General features: G+C 69.3%; 21 protein-coding genes. 10 read left to right on the forward strand and 11 right to left on the reverse strand.

The window, feature by feature from the left end:
• Positions 1-248 precede the first annotated feature (248 nt).
• The gene (locus ACFWY9_RS33565; protein WP_378324471.1) at positions 249-986 is read right to left on the reverse strand and encodes a transporter substrate-binding domain-containing protein; all 738 of its coding nucleotides are present in this window, start codon (positions 984-986) and stop codon (positions 249-251) included.
• An 87-nt stretch (positions 987-1,073) separates the two neighbouring features.
• Here ACFWY9_RS33565 and ACFWY9_RS33570 point away from each other — a divergent pair, with 87 nt between their 5' ends.
• Genes ACFWY9_RS33570 through ACFWY9_RS33595 form a run of 6 tightly spaced genes read left to right on the forward strand, consistent with a single transcriptional unit; the run spans position 1,074 to position 6,127 of the window.
• A complete protein-coding gene (locus ACFWY9_RS33570; protein WP_378324473.1) occupies positions 1,074-1,625 on the forward strand; it encodes an RNA polymerase sigma factor in 552 nt (183 codons plus the stop codon).
• Positions 1,622-2,425 carry a zf-HC2 domain-containing protein gene (locus ACFWY9_RS33575; protein WP_378324474.1) on the forward strand — a complete coding sequence of 268 codons (804 nt, stop codon included), beginning with the start codon at positions 1,622-1,624 and terminating at the stop codon, positions 2,423-2,425. The genes ACFWY9_RS33570 and ACFWY9_RS33575 overlap by 4 nt, the downstream gene beginning before the upstream one ends.
• 17 nt (positions 2,426-2,442) lie before the next feature.
• The gene (locus ACFWY9_RS33580) at positions 2,443-3,246 is read left to right on the forward strand and encodes an ABC transporter ATP-binding protein (RefSeq protein WP_378340739.1); all 804 of its coding nucleotides are present in this window, start codon (positions 2,443-2,445) and stop codon (positions 3,244-3,246) included.
• Positions 3,243-4,610, forward strand: coding sequence for a hypothetical protein (locus tag ACFWY9_RS33585; RefSeq protein WP_378340740.1), 1,368 nt, complete (start codon positions 3,243-3,245; stop codon positions 4,608-4,610). The genes ACFWY9_RS33580 and ACFWY9_RS33585 overlap by 4 nt, the downstream gene beginning before the upstream one ends.
• A 60-nt stretch (positions 4,611-4,670) precedes the next feature.
• Positions 4,671-5,354, forward strand: coding sequence for a FadR/GntR family transcriptional regulator (locus ACFWY9_RS33590; protein WP_378340741.1), 684 nt, complete (start codon positions 4,671-4,673; stop codon positions 5,352-5,354).
• A complete protein-coding gene (locus ACFWY9_RS33595) occupies positions 5,351-6,127 on the forward strand; it encodes an ABC transporter ATP-binding protein (RefSeq protein WP_378340742.1) in 777 nt (258 codons plus the stop codon). The genes ACFWY9_RS33590 and ACFWY9_RS33595 overlap by 4 nt, the downstream gene beginning before the upstream one ends.
• On the opposite strand, the gene ACFWY9_RS33600 is transcribed toward ACFWY9_RS33595, so the two are convergent.
• The 5 genes from ACFWY9_RS33600 to efeU form a co-directional block, all read right to left on the reverse strand.
• Positions 6,124-6,534, reverse strand: a complete 411-nt coding sequence (locus ACFWY9_RS33600; protein ID WP_378340753.1) for a PPOX class F420-dependent oxidoreductase — start codon at positions 6,532-6,534, stop codon at positions 6,124-6,126. The genes ACFWY9_RS33595 and ACFWY9_RS33600 overlap by 4 nt on opposite strands.
• Before the next feature lie 44 nt (positions 6,535-6,578).
• Positions 6,579-7,481, reverse strand: a complete 903-nt coding sequence (locus ACFWY9_RS33605; RefSeq protein WP_378340743.1) for a PIG-L family deacetylase — start codon at positions 7,479-7,481, stop codon at positions 6,579-6,581.
• Between the two features lie 122 nt (positions 7,482-7,603).
• Positions 7,604-8,878 (reverse strand): iron uptake transporter deferrochelatase/peroxidase subunit, encoded by a 1,275-nt coding sequence (gene efeB, locus ACFWY9_RS33610; protein ID WP_378340744.1) that lies wholly within the window; start codon positions 8,876-8,878, stop codon positions 7,604-7,606.
• Positions 8,875-10,017 carry an iron uptake system protein EfeO gene (gene efeO / locus ACFWY9_RS33615; protein WP_378324484.1) on the reverse strand — a complete coding sequence of 381 codons (1,143 nt, stop codon included), beginning with the start codon at positions 10,015-10,017 and terminating at the stop codon, positions 8,875-8,877. Before efeO ends, efeB begins: the two co-directional genes overlap by 4 nt.
• Positions 10,014-10,865 (reverse strand): iron uptake transporter permease EfeU, encoded by an 852-nt coding sequence (efeU, locus tag ACFWY9_RS33620; RefSeq protein ID WP_378340745.1) that lies wholly within the window; start codon positions 10,863-10,865, stop codon positions 10,014-10,016. Before efeU ends, efeO begins: the two co-directional genes overlap by 4 nt.
• Before the next feature lie 375 nt (positions 10,866-11,240).
• On the opposite strand from efeU, the gene ACFWY9_RS33625 reads away from it, so the two are divergent.
• On the forward strand, positions 11,241-11,978 hold the full coding sequence (locus tag ACFWY9_RS33625) for a lytic murein transglycosylase (RefSeq protein ID WP_378340754.1): 738 nt from the start codon (positions 11,241-11,243) through the stop codon (positions 11,976-11,978).
• Positions 11,979-12,096: 118 nt separating this feature from the next.
• Here the strand turns inward: ACFWY9_RS33625 and ACFWY9_RS33630 are convergent, their stop codons facing one another.
• From ACFWY9_RS33630 to ACFWY9_RS33650, 5 genes are all read right to left on the reverse strand, one after another.
• A complete protein-coding gene (locus ACFWY9_RS33630; protein ID WP_378340746.1) occupies positions 12,097-12,945 on the reverse strand; it encodes an amino acid ABC transporter permease in 849 nt (282 codons plus the stop codon).
• Complete coding sequence (locus ACFWY9_RS33635; RefSeq protein ID WP_378340747.1) at positions 12,942-13,586, reverse strand: amino acid ABC transporter permease; 645 nt, start codon at positions 13,584-13,586, stop codon at positions 12,942-12,944. Before ACFWY9_RS33635 ends, ACFWY9_RS33630 begins: the two co-directional genes overlap by 4 nt.
• A 29-nt stretch (positions 13,587-13,615) precedes the next feature.
• A complete protein-coding gene (locus ACFWY9_RS33640; RefSeq protein WP_378340748.1) occupies positions 13,616-14,545 on the reverse strand; it encodes a transporter substrate-binding domain-containing protein in 930 nt (309 codons plus the stop codon).
• 138 nt (positions 14,546-14,683) lie between these two features.
• A complete protein-coding gene (locus tag ACFWY9_RS33645; protein WP_378324490.1) occupies positions 14,684-14,860 on the reverse strand; it encodes a hypothetical protein in 177 nt (58 codons plus the stop codon).
• Positions 14,861-14,998: 138 nt separating this feature from the next.
• On the reverse strand, positions 14,999-15,403 hold the full coding sequence (locus ACFWY9_RS33650) for a tetratricopeptide repeat protein (RefSeq protein WP_345398972.1): 405 nt from the start codon (positions 15,401-15,403) through the stop codon (positions 14,999-15,001).
• 72 nt (positions 15,404-15,475) lie between these two features.
• On the opposite strand from ACFWY9_RS33650, the gene ACFWY9_RS33655 reads away from it, so the two are divergent.
• From ACFWY9_RS33655 to ACFWY9_RS33665, 3 genes are all read left to right on the forward strand, one after another.
• Entirely contained in the window at positions 15,476-15,961 is a 486-nt protein-coding gene (locus ACFWY9_RS33655; RefSeq protein ID WP_378324492.1) for a VOC family protein, read from the forward strand.
• Positions 15,962-16,021: 60 nt separating this feature from the next.
• Positions 16,022-17,308: a phosphopyruvate hydratase gene (gene eno / locus ACFWY9_RS33660; RefSeq protein ID WP_378324493.1), complete on the forward strand. Its 1,287-nt coding sequence runs from the start codon at positions 16,022-16,024 to the stop codon at positions 17,306-17,308.
• A gap of 6 nt (positions 17,309-17,314) precedes the next feature.
• Positions 17,315-17,750 (forward strand): septum formation initiator family protein (locus ACFWY9_RS33665; protein WP_378340749.1); only part of this gene is annotated, 436 nt, incomplete at its 3' end.

The following is a 17,750-nucleotide window of genomic DNA, read 5'->3' on the forward strand; positions in this document are numbered from 1 at the left end:
AGGCGCACCGAGGGACGCCCACGGTGCGTTGGGTGCGCCGAGGGACGCCCTTGGTGCGTTGGGTGCGTCGCCCGGGTCAAACCCCGGGCAGCCGGAACGCACCCGGGCCCGCGAGCAAGGGACCTTCGCTACCGCCCCCCAGCACTGTCCACACAGGACAAAAGCGTCGTCAAGGCCACCTTACGGGCGTCAGACGCCCGTAAGGTGGCCTTGACGGCACGACGCGACCCCGAACAGCCCCGGCGAGATCACTCGGCGGAGGCGGGAGCGACGATCGCGCCCTCGACGGAGTGGCGCTTCAACGCGTCCGCGACGAAGCCGCTCGCCTTCATCTCCTCCACGAACGCCGCCAACGCGGCCCGCGCCTCGCCGCCACGCCCGGCGGGAAGACCCATCGCCTGCTGGATCACCATGAACCGCCCCGGCAGGACCCGGACCCCCGGCGACCGCGACGCCTCTCGCTCCAGCACCTGCCGGATCCCCGCCGCCACCGATACCGAGCCTGAACGCAACGCCGCGACGGCGCCCGCCGCGCCCTCGAGCCGGACGATCTCCGCCTGCCGGATCTCCCGCGTGAGGAACAGGTCGTACGCACTGCCGGAGCCGACCGAGATGCGCTGCCCGGCAGCGTCGACCTGCGCGTTGCCGGGCAGGGGCGACGATTCCGGCACCAGGTACGCGCCTTCGATGAGCACGTACGGCGCGGTGAACAGCAGGCCTTCGCTCCGCGCCGGGTCGATGGCGAAGAAGCCGATGTCGGCCTGTTCGCCGCGCACCGCCTCGACCGACGCGGCGGCCTTCTCGAACACCACGAGTTCGACGTCCACGCCGAGCCGCGACGCGAACTCGCGGGCGAGGTCGACGGACACGCCCGCCGGCTCACCGCTCACCGCGTCCCGGCCCGCCAGGATCGGGTTGCCGAGGTTGATCGACGCGCGCAAGGTGCCGGTGGGGGCGAACGCCGGCACGAGATCGGAAGTGGTCATGGGCGCAGCCTACGTAACGGCGAAAGTATGTGACACAGAACACCATCGAGTGAGAACCTGTCGCCGGATTCCGGCGTCTTGCCTGGTGTGAAGCGTGCACTAGGCGAGTTGGACGAGGAGAAGCTCATCCGGCTCACAGCCAAAGGCGACCGAGCGGCGTTCGAGGAGTTCTACCGCCGCACGTCGCCGTGGCTCATCGTGCGTCTGCGCCGCCGCTGCTCCGACGAGCAGGTCGTCGCCGACGTACTGCAGGAGACCTACCTCGCGGTGTGGCGGGCCGCCGGCTCGTTCGCCGGCAGCGTGACCGGGGGCAGCGCCGTCGGCTGGGTGTGGACCATCGCCGCGCGCCGCCTCGTCGACGCCTTCCGCCGCCGGGCGCACCACGCCCAGCCGCCGCCTACGATGCTGGCCGTGGAACTGGCGCCCGCGGCCGAGGACGAGGCGCTGGCCACCACGGTGGGCGACGACGTCGGTGACGCACTGCGCCGCCTCGCCCCCGAACTTCGCGCCGTACTGCAGGCGATGGTCTTGGACGGCCTGACCGTCCGTGAGACGTCGATCCTGCTCGGATTGCCGGAAGGAACAGTCAAAACCCGTGCACGCAGGGCGCGGATCGCCATGCGGGAGGCCATGTCATGAACGCCGAACACGCTTCGGCCGCGCTGATCACCAGATACGTGCGCGGCGAGGAACTCGCCGGTGACGCCGTCTGGGCACTGGAATCCCACCTCGAAACCTGCGCGGACTGCCGAGGCAGGCTCGCCGAGGTCGACACCCCCGGCACGCTCACGGCGCTCGAGAGCGTCTGGTCCCTGCTGGAGCCGGAACTCGCGCGGACGACCCCGGCACCGCGCCGGAGAGCTGCCTGGCTCAGCACCTGGGTGACCCCGGTGATGCTGCCGTGGCTGCTGATGGCCCTGCTGGTCGTCGTCGCGGCCGTGGCCATGGACCGGTTGTGGCGGGGCGAGGACGGCATCTCGTTCGTGCGGCTCTTCGCGCCGATCCTGCCGGTACTGGGAGTCGCGGCCGCGTGGACCCGCGGCGTCGACCCGGCATACGAGTTGACCGCGGCGACCCCGAGGGCAGGGCTCTATCTCGTGTTCAGGCGGACGGCCGCGGTACTGGCCGTGGTGGTCCCGCTGCTCCTGCTCGCCCAGTGGGCGACCGGCGGCAGCATCGCGATGACCCTGCTGCCCAGTCTCGCCTTCACCACCGGCACGCTCGCGCTCGGCGGCGTCATCGGCATGGCCAGGGCGGCGTACGCGCTGATCGGGGTCTGGGCCGCCATCGTGATCGTGCCGACCGTGACCTCCCAGCGCGAAACGTTCCTGTTCAGCAAGGAGTGGCTGCCATTGTGGGCCACCGCCCTGGTCGTCACGGCGATCGTCATCGTGCTGCGGCGTAGTGCTTTCACGCGGCTCAGCGCGCGGCAGGCATGAGAAGAGGGGAAGATGTGATGCGTCCGGTGAGTGCCGCGGAAGTCGCTCCGGCGACTTACGCGCAGGAGATCCACGCGGAAGGACTCCAGGTCAGGGTCGGCAGGCGCAAGCTCGCCGTCGACGGCTTGGATCTCGCGCTGGGCGTGGGAGTACACGGCCTTCTCGGCCCGAACGGGGCCGGGAAGACCACGCTGATCAGGGCACTGGCCACGGTGCTCCGGCCGGCGGGCGGCAGGCTCGTGTTGCTCGGTGAGTCGATCGGGGGACGCATCGATCAACGCGGCCTCCGTCGCCGGATCGGCTACCTGCCCCAGGACTTCGGTTTCTACAAGCGTTTCACCGTGCGCGAGTTCGTCGAATACCTCGCCTGGCTCAAGGAGATGTCCAAAAAGGACATCCCGGCCGCGGTACAGCGCGCGATCGACCGCGTCGGCCTCACCGACCGCGCCGACGACCGGATGAAAACGCTTTCCGGAGGCATGGTGCGCCGCGCGGGCATCGCGCAGGCGATCGTCAACGACCCGGACATCCTGCTGCTCGACGAGCCGACCGCGGGCCTGGACCCGATGCAGCGCGTCCGGTTCCGCGAACTCCTCCAGGAGATCGGCCAGGACGCCTGCGTCGTCGTCTCGACTCACCTCGTCGAGGACGTCGCGGCCGCCTGCGCCGACGTCGTTCTCTTCGCCGAAGGCAACCGCGTTTTCCAAGGCACACCGGACGATCTCGCCGCTGCGGGCAGCTCCGACGACATTGGCGACAGCCCGATCGAGCGCGGCTACTCCGCGATCCTCGGCGGCGACCGGAAACGAGGGAACTGGTGAACGCGCGTATCCTGCGTATCGAGCTGCGCCGCACGATCGCGCCGTGGACGGCGCTCCTGCTTCTCGCGGTCGCGATCTTCACCGTGTACGCGATCCGAGGGCCGATTCTGAGGTTGCCCGCGGCCTTTGGGCAGGAGTGGGTGTCGTCCGCGCTGTGGACCCGCATGCTGCTGATGTACCTGCTGCCGATCGTCATCGGCGCCGGAGCGCTGCAGGGCATGCGCGACAGCCGGTCCGGCACCGTGGAACTCCTCGGCACGACACCGCGTCCTGCCTGGCACCGCGCGGCGAAGCTGGCGGGACTCCTCGCCGGTCTCTCCTTTCTCGCCTACGCGGTGATCTTCGGCATCGGTGCGGCGCAGGTCGTCGCCCGCGGCGGATACTTCTCGTTCGCCTGGCTCCCGGCGTTCCTGATCGGTGGGCTGGCGGTCGTCGCCGTGGCTTGTATCGGGCTCGGCGCCGGGCGCGCACTGCCTTCCCCGATCATCGCGCCGGTCCTCGCGGTCGTGACATTCGTGGTCGAGGCGGCGCTGTACCTGTCGTTCTTGAACAGCACTTTCGGCGAGGGCTTCCTGCCCAACCAGGTCTCGTTGCTGGCGCCGGCGTTCGCGGACCCACAGACCGTCTTCGCGACCACGGCCACCTCGGTCGACATTGGACAGACACTGTGGTTCCTCGGTCTCGCCGTCACCGGTTTTCTTCTGCTGGTGGTGAAATCCGTCCGGGTCAAGGTGTTCGCACTCGCTCCGATGGCGCTCGGCGCGCTGATCGCGATCCCGCTGTTCCCGGCTTCGCCGGCGGACGACCTGGTCTTCGATCGTGCTGCCGCCGAGCTGGTGTGCGACGGGCCCGTCTGCGTGACGCGAGTGCACGAGGACAGGCTCGCCGGACTGGTGGGCCCTGGCCGGGAAACCTTGCGGCTGCTGGCGAAACTGCCGGGCGCCCCGACCAGGGTCGTGGAATCGTCGGCTCCCGCGTCGTTCCGCGACGTGATGCCGCGCGATCCCGCCACGGTTTTCGTCGACCTCCAGAGCTACGTGGGTCAGCACACGGCCCCGGCCGATCTTCCTCGCGTCCTGGTCGGCGGGGCAGGAGTTTCGTCGTGCTTTTCGGTGCAGCGCGACGAGCCGCGGGAGTTCGCCGCGCGCGTCGTCGCCGCCGCGTGGTTCGTCGGGGACCTGAAGCCTTTCCATGCGGGCTCGTACTCCGATCAGCGGGCGGCGCCGATCGCGGAGGCGGCTTGGCACGCTCTGCGAGCGCTGCCCGAGCCGGAGCAGCAGACGCGGATCCTGGCTCTGCGGCAGGCGCTGCTCACCTGCCACGGCGATGCGCTGGACGCGCTGGTTCCGGGTATCGCCAGGTGAGCGTACTCACCTCAGACGTCTGAGGACTTCTGTTAGGCTCGCCCCGACACGGGAGGCGAGATGACGGGACTGCGGCACGGGCCGGTGGTGCCCCAGGTCGAACGCCTGCTGCGCGAGATGCTCCGCGAAAAGCGCTGGGGCGCGGGCGGGCGGCTGCCGAACGAGGTCCAGCTCGCGGCGGAACTCGGTGTCGGGCGCTCGTCGGTGCGGGAGGCGATCAGGCTGCTCGCGCGCGACGGCTGGGTCGACGTCCGGCACGGTTCGGGCACCTTCGCCGCACGGGAGATCCCCGTCGACGTCGGCCGGATGCTGCGCCGCGCGGAGCTGCTGGAGCTGCACGAGGTCCGTCGCGCGCTGGAGGTCGAAGCCGCGCGCCTCGCGGCGAAACGTATCCGGCGCGAGGACGTCGCCGGGCTGGCGGCGCGGCTGGACAACCGACAGGCACACCTCGAAGACGGCCCGGCCGCGTTCGTCGACGCCGACCTCGACTTCCACCGGGGCGTCGTCGAGTTGTCCGGAAACGCCGTGCTGCTGGGCCTTTTCGACTCCGTCCGGCTGCAGTTGCGCGAGGCGCTGGTCGACATGGTCGCCCACGAGGCGGGCCTGCCCGACCAGTCGTGTTCCCACGCCGAGCTGCTGACCGCGCTCGAAAACGGGGACCCCGAAGCCGCGATCGCCGCCACGGTGTCCAATGTGGACACCATTATGGACTTTCTCCGCTCGAAACAAGGAGATGATCGATGACCGCCGTGCTGCGGATCGACGACGTCGATTTCGTCCGCGACGGGACCTACCTGCTCGACAGCGTTTCGCTGACCGTCCGGCAGGGGGAGCACTGGGCGCTGCTCGGGGCGAACGGGGCGGGCAAGAGCACGCTGCTGGGCCTCGCCGGGGCCGTCGCGCATCCGACGCGGGGCGTCGTCGAGGTGCTGGGGCGGCGGCTCGGCCGGGTCGACATGCGGGAGCTGCGCTCGTACCTCGGGCACGTCAACCCGCGGCATCCGCTGCGAACGCCGTTGAGCGTAAGGGAAGTCGTGCTCACCGGGCTGACCAACACCACCGAACTCGTCCCGCGCTGGGCACCCACGGCCGAGCAGGCCGCGCACGCGGACGAGCTCATCGGCCTGCTCGGCCTGGACCGGCGTAGTACGGCCGCGTGGCCGGTCCTGTCCCAGGGCGAGCGCGGCCGGGCCCTGATCGCCCGCGCGCTCATGCCCGAACCGCGGCTCCTGCTGCTCGACGAACCCGCGACCGGCCTCGATCTCGCGGCCCGCGAACAGTTGCTGACCGCCATCGACCGGCTGCGCGGCGAACACCCGTCGCTGGCAACGGTGCTGGTCACCCACCACCTCGAAGAACTGCCCGCGACCACCACGCACGCGTTGCTGCTGCGCGAAGGTCGTTGCCTGGCGTCGGGCGAGGTCGACGACGTGCTGACCACCGATCAGGTGAGCAAATGCTTCGATCACCCGGTCCGGATCACCCGCCGCGAGGGGCGCTGGGCGGCCCGCGCCTAGACGTCGCGGTTGTTCGGGACGAGGTCGAGGGGGTCGTGGTCGCCGTCTTCGATGCCCATGCTGATGATCCGTTCGGGATGGATGCGGATCACCGCGCCGTCGAGGTGGCCGTCCGGGGCGAACACGCCGGGGATCGCCTCGCCGCGGCCCCGGATCTCGAGGCAGCGGATCCGCATCGGCTCCAGCGACGGCCGGTCGTCGACGACGAACGCCACCTGGCCGTTGGCCGCGACGTTGCGATATTTCTTGCTCCTGGTCAGGTTGTACCCGGTGACGTCGATGGCCTTCGCCTCCGGATTCCAGGTGAAGGCGACCGGGCTGACCTGCAGCGTCCCGTTCGGCTGTGCGGTCGCGATCCGGCCGAGCGGCTGGGTGGACAGGTACTCGATTTCGGCTTCGGTGAACATGTCCTCAGCGTCCAACTTCAAGTTCCCTTGAAGTCAAGCCCGGGTCAGCACGAGGTGAAGTCGTCGGGCGGGACCCACCGGGCGCCGGGGAAGAAGATGCGGCCTTCCGGGCGGTACTGCCTGCCCATCGCGACGCTCCACGACGTCGAGAAGGTTTGCGTGTCCAAGGGCTGATAGGCCTTCCACACGGCGGTTTTCTCGTCACGCCAGTAGCCGAACACGTTGTCCGGCAGTGTCCTGATGATGTACCCGAGGTACTCGTCGCGGCGGATCTTCGTGCTGCCCGCGGCGTCCGCGTCGGCGTCGGCGGACAGGATCGCCCCGGAGATGTGGTCCACGTGATCGGTGTTCGGTGCCGGATCGCGATGACCGAGGCTGTTGTGGGTCCGGATGTAGTCGGGCCGGATGGTGTCGATGATCGAGCCGAGCATCCCGACGAACGAGTCCTTTGTGTACGGAGCGCGGCCGTCGATCGGCTGGGCGACATAGGCCGGGAGGTGCAGCATCCGGAACAGGTCGCCGCAGGGATCGCCGTGCCCGCCGTCCGCGGCGTGCACGAAGGTGAAGACGAGGTGGACATTGGTGCCGTTCAACCGGTTCGTCGCCAGGTCGTGGCCGCCGAAGGACATCGGCTCGTAGGTCCACTGGTTGGCCCGGTGCGCCGCCCGGGCGTAGGCGGCGCGCTCACCTTGGATGCGTTTGTCGGCGTAGGCGAGGTCGCCGGGCGGGGTCTCGCCGGCGGTGAGGTAGACGATCCAGACCGCGTAGCCCGCCTGGACGTCCGACGTGATGTCCGGGCTCATGAACAACAGGTCGTCGTCCTCGTGGGAACTGAACGTGAGGGTGGTGGCGGCGGGGACGGCCTGCGCCGCACCGATCATCGGAGTAGCAACGAGAACACTCGTCGTGACGATCAGTGCGACGGCGATGGGGAGCAGACGGGTCATGGCAGCCCCTCTCCTGGTGACGTTAGGTATCCAGGAGGTGGGCAAAAGGGTGAAGATCGTTACGTGGTAAGAAGCGTGGAGGCGAAATCGTGACTTTGAGTTAAGTTAACCCGCGGTGATCGTCAGCCGAACAGTCCCTCACCCCAGTAGCCCTTGTCCGACACGCCGGGCGGGACGGCGAAGTGCGCCGAGCCGGTGTGCTGGATGTACTCCATCATCGCGTCCTTTGTGGACAAAGCCTGCTGCATCGGGACGAACTGCTTGCGGCTGTCCCGGTTGAACGCCAGGAAGAACAGCCCGGCCTCAAGATGCCCGACGCCGTCCGAGCCGTCGACGAAGTTGTAGCCGCGACGCAGGATCCGCGCGCCGTTCAACGTCTCGTGCGAGGCGAGCCGGATGTGCGAGTCCTCGGGGATCATCGGCTGTCCGTCCTTGCCGCCGACGTGCAGGTCGACCGGATCGAACTCGGCGGCCTGCCCGAGCGCCGCGCCGTCGCCCTTCTTGCGGCCGATGATCTCTTCCTGACCGGTCAGGCGTTCGCGGTCCCAGGTCTCGATGTGCATCCGGATCCGGCGCGCCACCAGATAGGTGCCGCCCGCCATCCACGCCTGGCCGTCCGCGGCTTCGGCCCACACCTGATCGCGCAGCACGTCGGTGTCCTCGGCCTTGATGTTGTTCGTGCCGTCCTTGAAACCGAAGAGGTTCCGCGGGGTGGTCTGCGTCCGCGACGTCGACGAGCTGCGGCCGAAGCCGAGCTGCGACCAGCGGACCTCCGTGACGCCGAAGCCGAGCCGGACGAGGTTGCGCACGGCGTGCACGGCGACCTGCGGGTCGTTCGCGCACGCCTGGACGCACAGATCGCCGCCGCTGCGTTTCGGGTCGAGCTTGTCCTTCGGGAACAACGGAAGATCGATCAGCTGCTCCGGGCGTTTCGATGCGAGCCCGAACCGGTCGTCGAACAGCGACGGGCCGAAGCCGATGGTCAGCGTGAGGGACGACGCGGGCAGGTCGAGCGCCTCGCCGGTGTCCCCCGGCGGGGCCTCGGCGTTGCCGCCGATGGCCCCGTTCGCGACGACCTCCTGGCCCGCGGTCATCCGGCGCGCGGCGTCGGTCCACGTGCGCAGCAGCTTGACCAGCTTCTCACGGTCCTTTGTGGTCACGTCGAGCGCGGCGAAGTGCAGGTTCTGCTGGGTGGGCGTGGTGATGCCCGCCTGATGCGCGCCGTGGAAGTCCACGGTGTTGACCGCGGCCTGTGCGGAACTTTCGCCGCCCAGCCTGTCGATGCCGATCCCCGTCGCCACCCCGGCTCCCGCCAGGGCGGCTCCCGCTCCCGCCAGGCCGAACAGCTTGCGGCGGGAGACGCGGGCGCCGTCTTCGCTCCCCGTTGGTGACGTCACCGCGACACTACCTCCGCGACCTTGCTCAGCGGCTCGCCCAGCGCGTCCACCGCCGAGGCGAACTGCTTGACCTTCTCCGGGGCCAGATCGGTGTAGGTCTTGAACCCGTCCCCGCTGCGCTGCTCGTCGAGCTGCCGCTGTACGTTCCCGAACTCCTTGTCCAAAGTGGCCAGTAGTGTGGCGTCCTTCTGCTGCAGGATCGGGCGCAGCGCGTTGATCGCAGCCTTCGATCCGTCCACATTGGCCTGGAAGTCCCAGAGATCGGTGTGCGAGAAGGTCTCCTCCTCGCCGGAGATCTTCTTCGTCGCGACCTCGTCAAGCAGTTCCTTCGCGCCGTTGGCGAGGTCGAGCGCGCTCAGCTGCAGGCCCTTCGCCTTGCCGATCAGGTCCTTGACGTCGGTGAGCAGCTTGTCCGCGATCTGGCCGCTGTCGGCCTGCAGCCCGGTCTTCCACAGATCCTTTTCCAGCCGGTGGAACCCGGTGAACTGCTTGCCCTCCTCGACGTCGGCCTCGCGGGCGTCGATCGCCGGGTCGAGGTCGCCGAACTTCTCGGCGACCGGCTCGATCCGTTCGTAGAAGACGCGGGTCGACGCGTAGGCGGCCTTGGCTTCGTCGGCCTTGCCCGCCTTGACCGCGTTGACGAACTTGGTCGTGCCGTCCTCCAGCGCGGTGGCGTTGTTCGCGACGTACTCGGCGTAGCTCTTGGTCGCCTGCGCCTTGAGCGCGTTCGCGTCGTTCTGTTTCGGGGCGCCGCCGGTGACGGTGAACTCGCTGCGGATCCCGTTGCCCGCCATACCCGGCTTGCAGGTGGCCTGGTACTTGCCCGCGTCGGCGACCTCGACGATCAGCTTGCGGTTGAGCCCCGGCGCGATGTTCTCCACCTCGCCCATGATCCGGTCGCCCTCGGCGTAGAGGTAGAACTCGGTGACCTTGGTGCCCTTGTTGGTGACCTCGAAGGTCAGGTTCCCGGCGTTGGCTTTGTTGACCGACACCGTGCACGCGGTATCGGTGGCTTCCACCTTGATCGGGCCTGCGGCGGCGCCCGCGGTGTCCTCCTTGCCGCCGCAGGCGGTGAGCGCCACCAGGGCGCCGGCACCGAGGACGGCCAGCGGGAATCGACGGGTGTTGCGCACGGTCACTCCTTAGCGGTGGCCACGGCGGACGCCGGGGCGGTTTTCTTGCCGGCCTTGACCGGCCTGAGGAACAGCGGCAGCACGATGACGACGTAGGCGACCCAGGCGATGGCCTGCAGCACGGTCGTCTGCTGCGAGTAGTTGAAGATCCCCTTGAGCAGCGCGCCGTACCAGGACGTCTCCGGCAGCGCGTTCGACGCGTCGAAGGCGAGCGTGCCGATGCCCGGCAGGAATCCGGCCTCCTGCAGATCGTGCAGGCCGTAGCCGAGGACCCCGGCGGCGACGAACACCAGAAGCACGCCGGTGATCAGGAAGAACTTGCCAAGGTTGAAGCGCACCGCGCCGCGGTAGAGCAGGTAGGCCAGCACGATCGCGGCGGCGATGCCGACGGCGAAGCCGATCAGCGGCTGCGCGGTGTCCGACTGCGCGGTCTGCACGGCGGAGTAGAAGAACACCGCGGTTTCCAGGCCCTCGCGCCCGACGGCGAGGAACGACAGCACGAGGACGGCGAGCGGGCCGACCTTGAGCGCTTCGTCCATCTTCCCGCGCAGTTCGGCGGCGATGCTGCGGGACGCCTTGCGCATCCAGAAGATCATCGCGGTGACGAACACGACGGCGACGATGGACAGGCTGCCACCGAGCAGTTCCTGGTGCTCGAAACTCAGCTGGGCGGTGGTGTAGGTGAGGATCGCGCCGACCGCGACGCTCAGCAGTACCGCCGCGCCGACGCCGGGCCACACCCACCGCAGCGCGGACCGCCGGTCCGTTTTCACCAGGAACGCGACGAGGATGCTGACCACGAGGGCGGCTTCCAGACCTTCGCGCAACCCGATCAGTGCGCTCGAGAACAACACCGCTCCGCCTCCTCGCGTCCCTGCATTCGACGTGACGGTTTTAGGTAAGGCTCACCTGTAAGTCCAGTAGAGGGTAAGCCTTGCCTAACGTGGTGAACCGGGCAAAAAGGACCGAAGATCCGGATTAGGTTAGGGTAACCGCAGGTCAGGACGCTGTGGCGCGGTTCGATAACGAAATGTGTGAGCTACGTTCCGGTCCCCGAATTTTTACCGTCTGCTTGCCGGAGGTGGCTTTCCGGTTCCCTCTCGCGGGTGGGCACGTAACCTGAACGGGTGGCCGAACCGACCCCGCCGATCGCCGCCCCGCCGCTCCCGCCACCCCATCTTCCCCCGCCTCGCCGGTCCCTCGGCCGGGTGATCCTCGTGCTCGCGCTGGTGGCGACGGCGGTGGTGCTGCTCGTGACCGTCGGGATGCGGCAACCGGCGGTCGAACCGCCGCCCAAGCCCGCGTTCGTCGTCGAAGAGCAGCGCCCGAAGCCGGGGGAGGGTGTCCCGCGCGCGGGTCTCGCGGCGCCGCCGGACCGTCCGGAGGTCTCGGATCAGGCCGAGCTCGACGCCTGGGCCGGGCGGGTCGCGGACAAGACGCAGGTGTCGGCGCGGGTGCTCGCGGCCTACGGGCGAGCCGAAATGTGGATGGCGCGGCAGAAGCCGTCGTGTCATCTGTCGTGGACGTTCCTCGCCGGGATCGGCAGGGTCGAATCGCGGCACGGCCGGTTCGGCGGCGCGGAGATCGGTGCGGACGGCCGCGTCACCAAACCGATCATCGGCCCCGCCCTCGACGGTTCGCCGGGCGTGCAGGCCGTGCGGGACACCGACGGCGGCAAGCTCGACGGCGACACGACCTGGGACCGCGCGGTCGGCCCGATGCAGTTCGTGCCCGTGACCTGGCGGAAGTACGCCGAGCGGGCCAATGGCGACGGCGCGGCGCCGGATCCGCAGAACATCGACGACGCCGCCTTCACCGCCGCGCGTTATCTGTGCTCGGCCGGGGACGACCTGGCGACGCCCGCCGGGTGGTGGCACGCGGTGCTGTTCTACAACCAGGCCGTGACGTACGGGCAGGACGTCTTCAGTGGCGCCGACGCCTACGCGGGCGCCAGCCTCCAGCCGTAGGGGGTCAGGGTTCGGTCCGCCTCGGCGCGGCTCGGGTGCCGAGGGACGCCTTCGGTGCGTTGGACGTGCCGAGGGACGCCCCCGTCGCACTCAACGCACCAAGGGCGTCCCTCGGTGGTTACTGGCCCGGGGCCGCGGCCAGGTCGCGGTTCGGATCGGTCGCGGGGGCTGCGGACCGGCGGCGTTCCCGTGCTTCGAGCCATCTCGCGAGCCGGGAAAGCCCGTGGTTGACCAGGAAGTAGACCAGCGCGATCACCAGATAGGTCTGGATCAGCAGGTGGTTGTAGCCGGCCAGCGTCTTGCCGTGGAACAGCAGATCCGCGTAACTGACGAGGTAGCCGAACGCGGTGTCCTTGACGATCCCGGCGAGCTGTCCCACCAGTGACGGCGTCACGCGCCGCAGCGCCTGGGGGAAGACGACGTGCCACAGCGCGCCCGTCCTGGTCATCCCGAGCGCCAGCGCCGCCTCCCCCTGGCCGCGGTCGAGGGAAAGGATGCCGCTGCGGAAGATCTCGCCGAACTGCGTCGCCCGGTACACCGTGATCGCGGTGACGAGCATCCACAGTGGACTCATGGACAGCCCGAGCGGCGGCAGCGCGAACAGCACGACGTAGATCAGCAGCAGCCCGGGGAGTACCCGGATCACTTCCGTGTAAGCCCTGGCGAGGAACGCGACCGGGTGCGGCCCGGAGATCCTGGCGAACGCGAGGAGCAGGCCGAACGCCGCGGCGAGCACAGTGGACAGTGCCGCGGCGAGCGCCGTACCGCCGAAGCCTTGCAACAGATAGCCGAGGACCGGCCAGGTGCCGAACGGGCGCCATCGGCCGAACGCGAGCTGGCCGTGGTCGGCGAACTTCAGCAGCGCCACCACGAGCACCGTGACGCCGAGCAGGATCGACGCCACGGTGGCGATTCCGATCCGCCGCCGGGCTTTCGGCCCCGGGACGTCGAAGAGGGTGTCGCTCACCGGTGAATCACCATCCCGCGTTCCAGCCTGCCGCCGATCGTGGAGACCAGCACCGCCAGCACCGCGTAGCAGAGCCCGGCACCGGTGTAGACGAGAATCGGCTCCGCGGTGCGGAAGTTGATCCGGTTCGCCGCCTCGGTCAGGTCGAGCAGGCCGACCGTCGCGGCGAGCGCGGTCTCCAGCACGAGCGTGATGGTGATGTTGGTCAGCGGCTGGATGGTGCTGCGGAACGCCTGGGGCAGAACGATCTCCGTGAGCAGCCGACGGGCGCCCAAGCCCAGCGCGCGAGCGGCTTCCGCCTGCCCCTTCGGTACCGCGTTCACCCCGGAGCGGATCGCCTCGGCGTAGTAGGAACCTTGGTAGAGCGAGGAAGCCAGCACCACGCTGGCGAACGCGCCGAACTCGACGCCGGTTTCCGGCAGCGCGAAGAACACCAGCGCGAGCCAGAGCAGCAACGGGATGCTCTGGAACACTTCGACGTACGCGGTGCCGAACAGGCGTAACGGCCGCACCGGGACGATCCGGCAGGTGACCACGACGACGGCAACCACGACGGCGCCGAGAAAGGAAGCGCCGGCCAGTTCCACGGTGGTCAGCACGCCCTTGCCGAACTCGCCGAGGGACTCGATCAGCTGACTCATCTCCGCGTGCGTCAGGTCCGTCGGATCCGTCAGAGCCCGGGGATGTCGCCGATCTTCGGTGGCTCCGGGACATCGGGCAGCGCCTTGCCGAACGTCTCCTTGTACGCCTCGTGCCAGAGCTTGGCGTCCTCGATCTTCTTCAGCCAGTCGTTGACGAACTTCTTGAACGCGTCGTCACCGTGCCGGACACCGATGCCTTCGGCTTCCGGAACGAACACCCGCGCGTCGGCCACCTTGATCCTGTTTTCGCTGTACGCGGCGCCCGCGAGGGCGACGAGGTCGCTGGCGAAGGCGTCGCCCCGGCCCTGGACGAGCGCCTGCACGGCTTCCTGGGTGCTCGGGAACTGCTGCACGCTCGCGGTGTTGGGCGCGACGGTCTTGAGTTCGTCGACCGCGCTCGACCCGGACAGCACGAGTACCTTCCTGCCGTTGAGGTCGGCGGCCTTGGTGATGTCGTTGGTGCTCTTCATCGTGGCGATCGCGGTGCCGGAAGTGAAGTACGGTCCGGCGAATCCGACCTTCGCGGCGCGTTCGGGCCTGATGCCGTAGGCCATGAAGATCGTGTCGACGGTTCCGTTGCCCAGCAACGCCTCACGGGTTTGTGGTGTGCCGTTGACGATCTTGCGGTTCGGGGTGCCCAGGATGTACTTGGCGAGCATCTTGCTCAGCAACGCGTCGAAGCCCTCGGCCTCTCCGGTGGCCGGATTCTGCTGGGAGAGCAGCGGGGTGTCCAGCACGCTGCCGACGAGCAGTTCGCCGCGTTTCTTGATGGCCTGCGCCGTCGGGCTCGCGGCCAGTTCCGCTTCGGTGGCCACCGGGGCGCGATCGACGATGCCCTGCGCGGCCTGCTGCCCGCCGGGTACCGCGTTCTCCCCGCCGGAACAGGCGGACACGGTGCCGACGGCGAGGATCGCTCCGAACGCCGCGATCTTCCTGCGCGCCGATGACGCCAGATTCATGGGGCCCCCGCTCTGTCCCTCGGCTGATTTCGCAGAATGGACCAGTCCACTGGGCGTCGTCAAGTGCGCACGGCGGGTCGTTTTCGTTGGGGGGTATAGGAATTCGAGGTGGTTCGAAAGGCAGGTGGTTCCGCGCGGTCAGGCGGCGGCGTGCGCGGTGCCGCGCGAGGTGTGCGCGTGCCGGGCAGCGGGCTTGGCGGCAGGGCGGCGGCGCACCGGGAAACGCTGGGCGAGGTCGACCAGCGTCGGCGTCACCGCCATGAGCACCAGCAGGAACAGGCCGGCGAACGCGCCGATCGTCGCGAAGATCGTCATGATGTCCTCCTCCAGGACTCCGGTTCGGCTGCCTCTTCGGCGGCCTGGAACCAGAATCGCTGGTGGGTGCCCTCCCGCGGATCGGCCGACCGGCCGGGGCGCACCGGCCGACCGGTCATCTCGCCGATCTGCCGAGGGTCAGGAGCCGCCGAGCGCGATCCGGGCGTTGACCTCGCTGATCGCCTCGAGATACTCCGGCACCGGGTTCATGGCCGAGGCCATGCGCAGCTGCGCGAGCGCCTCGGCCAATCGGCCGAGGCGTTGCAGGGTCCGGCCGAGCACGAACCGTGCGTAGTGATCGGTCGGGTCGAGCTCCAGCACCCGGGTGAAAGCGCGTTCGGCGCGGCGCAACTGTGCGGAGTGGAAGTACGCGCGGCCGGCGAGCAGCTGGACGCTCGGCTTGTCCGGTTCGTCGTCCAGCAGTGGTTCGAGCGCTTTCAGCGCGTCGAGCGGTCTGCGTTGCCCGATGAGCGTTTCGGCCTGTCGGAAGGCATAAAAGTTGGACTCGCCGGAGGGCTCGGGTAGTGCAGCGGCGTCCGTCATAGTCACTCTCACAATACTCGGTGGACGGGGTGTTTCTCGACCGTCGGACGGGGCGTGATGGACTGTCTCGCCATGAGCGACGACCAGAGTGACGGCTATCTAGGCCTCGCGCCGTACCTCTACTACGCGGACGCCACCACCGCGCTGGCCTGGCTGACCAGGGTTTTCGGGTTCACCGAGGAGCTCAGGTTCGCCGATTCGACCGGCGAGGTCTTCCAGGCGACGTTGAACGCGGGCGGGTGCCGGATCCAGCTGGCGGGCGTCGGCGACGAGTACTGGACGGCGAAGGGTGTCGACGGTCCCGTCGGCCAGCTCAACATCCTGTACGTCGACGACGTCGACGCGCAGTACGAGCGGATCAAGGGCATCCTCGGCGACGAGGTGGAGATCGATCCGCCGCAGGACCAGCCGTACGGCGCGCGGGTGTTCACCGTCGCGGACATCGGCGGCAACAGCTGGACGTTCTGGCAGCAGGTGTCCGACACCGTCGAGCTGCCACCCGGCTGGAGTGAGGTGCGGGCGGATCCGGACCAGACCGGCCGTGCCTCCAACGGGTGAACCGAGCGGACGGCTACTCTGGGCGGCGTCACCGCAGGCACGACCCCATGAGGAGCAGGTGTGGCTCTCATCGAGCAGGTAGGCGCGCGTGAGATTCTCGACTCGCGTGGCAACCCGACCGTCGAGGTGGAGGTGGCCCTTGACGACGGCACGCTGGCGCGGGCGGCTGTCCCGTCCGGCGCGTCCACCGGCGAACACGAGGCGGTCGAGCTTCGTGACGGCGACACCGGCCGCTACAACGGCAAGGGCGTGGAGCGTGCCGTAGCCGCCGTGCTCGACGAGATCGGCCCCGACCTGGTCGGCACCGACGCCGTCGACCAGCGGATCGTCGACCAGAAGCTGGTCGACCTCGATGGCACCCCGGCGAAGTCCCGGCTCGGCGCGAACGCGATCCTCGGCGCCTCGCTCGCGGTGGCCAAGGCCGCCGCGGAGTCCTCGGAGCTGGAGCTGTTCCGCTACCTCGGCGGGCCGAACGCGCACGTGCTGCCGGTGCCGATGCTGAACATCCTCAACGGCGGCTCCCACGCCGACAGCAATGTCGACATCCAGGAGTTCATGATCGCGCCGATCGGCGCGGAGTCCTTCCGCGAGGCGCTGCGCTGGGGCGCCGAGGTGTACCACTCGCTCAAGTCGGTGCTGAAGGGCCGCGGCCTGGCGACCGGGCTCGGCGACGAGGGTGGCTTCGCCCCGAACCTGGCCAACAACCGCGAGGCGCTGGACCTGATCCTGCAGGCCATCGAGAAGGCCGGGTACGCCCCGGGCCGCGACGTCGCGCTCGCGCTCGACGTCGCCGCGACCGAGTTCTTCGGTGACGGCGCGTACACGTTCGAAGGCGCGAAGAAGAGCGCTGAGCAGATGTCCGAGTACTACGCGCAGCTCGTCCGGGACTACCCGCTGGTGTCCCTCGAGGACCCGCTGAGCGAGGACGACTGGGACGGCTGGGTCACGCTGACCGCGCAGATCGGCGACAAGGTCCAGATCGTCGGCGACGACCTGTTCGTCACCAACCCGGACCGGCTGGAGGAGGGCATCTCCCGCCGCGCCGCCAACGCGCTGCTGGTCAAGGTCAACCAGATCGGCACGCTGTCGGAGACGCTCGACGCGGTGTCACTGGCGACGTCGTACGGCTACAAGTCGATGATGAGTCACCGGTCCGGTGAGACCGAGGACACGTTCATCGCGGACCTCGCGGTCGCGACCGGTGTCGGGCAGATCAAGACCGGTGCCCCGGCCCGCGGCGAGCGGATCGCGAAGTACAACCAGCTGCTGCGCATCGAGGAGACCCTCGCCGACGCCGCCCGGTACGCGGGCGACCTGGCGTTCCCCCGGTTCAGCGCGGAGTCCTGATCCCGGATGGCTGACCGGGGGAGGGCACGCAGCCGTCGCGGCGGCCGCGCGGGCGGGAGCGGGTCGGCTCGCGCCCGCCGGCCCGAGGCCGCCCGGCGTGAGCCTGCCCGGCGCGAGTCTTCCCGGCGCCGGACCGGCGAGGCCGAGAACACCAGGACCCGGCTGCGCCGGGGTCTGGCGGCGAAGCGGGCCTCCGGTGCGGCGAAGGTGCTCGGCATGTCCACCACCCGCCGGGCGGCGGTGGTGGCGATCGTGGTGTGCGCGCTGGCGTTCACCATCGCCGTGCCGCTGCGGACCTACCTCAGCCAGAAGTCCGAGGTCACCGAACAACAGCAACAGCAGACCGAACTGCAGCGGCAGGGGGGGGGGGGGGGGGGGGGCCGCGGCAGAGCGCCGGAGCCCCCCCCCCCCACACGCAGCGGGCGCGCGCGGGCGCGCGGGG

Source organism: Amycolatopsis sp. NPDC059027 (assembly GCF_042739735.1).
Classification (GTDB): domain Bacteria; phylum Actinomycetota; class Actinomycetes; order Mycobacteriales; family Pseudonocardiaceae; genus Amycolatopsis.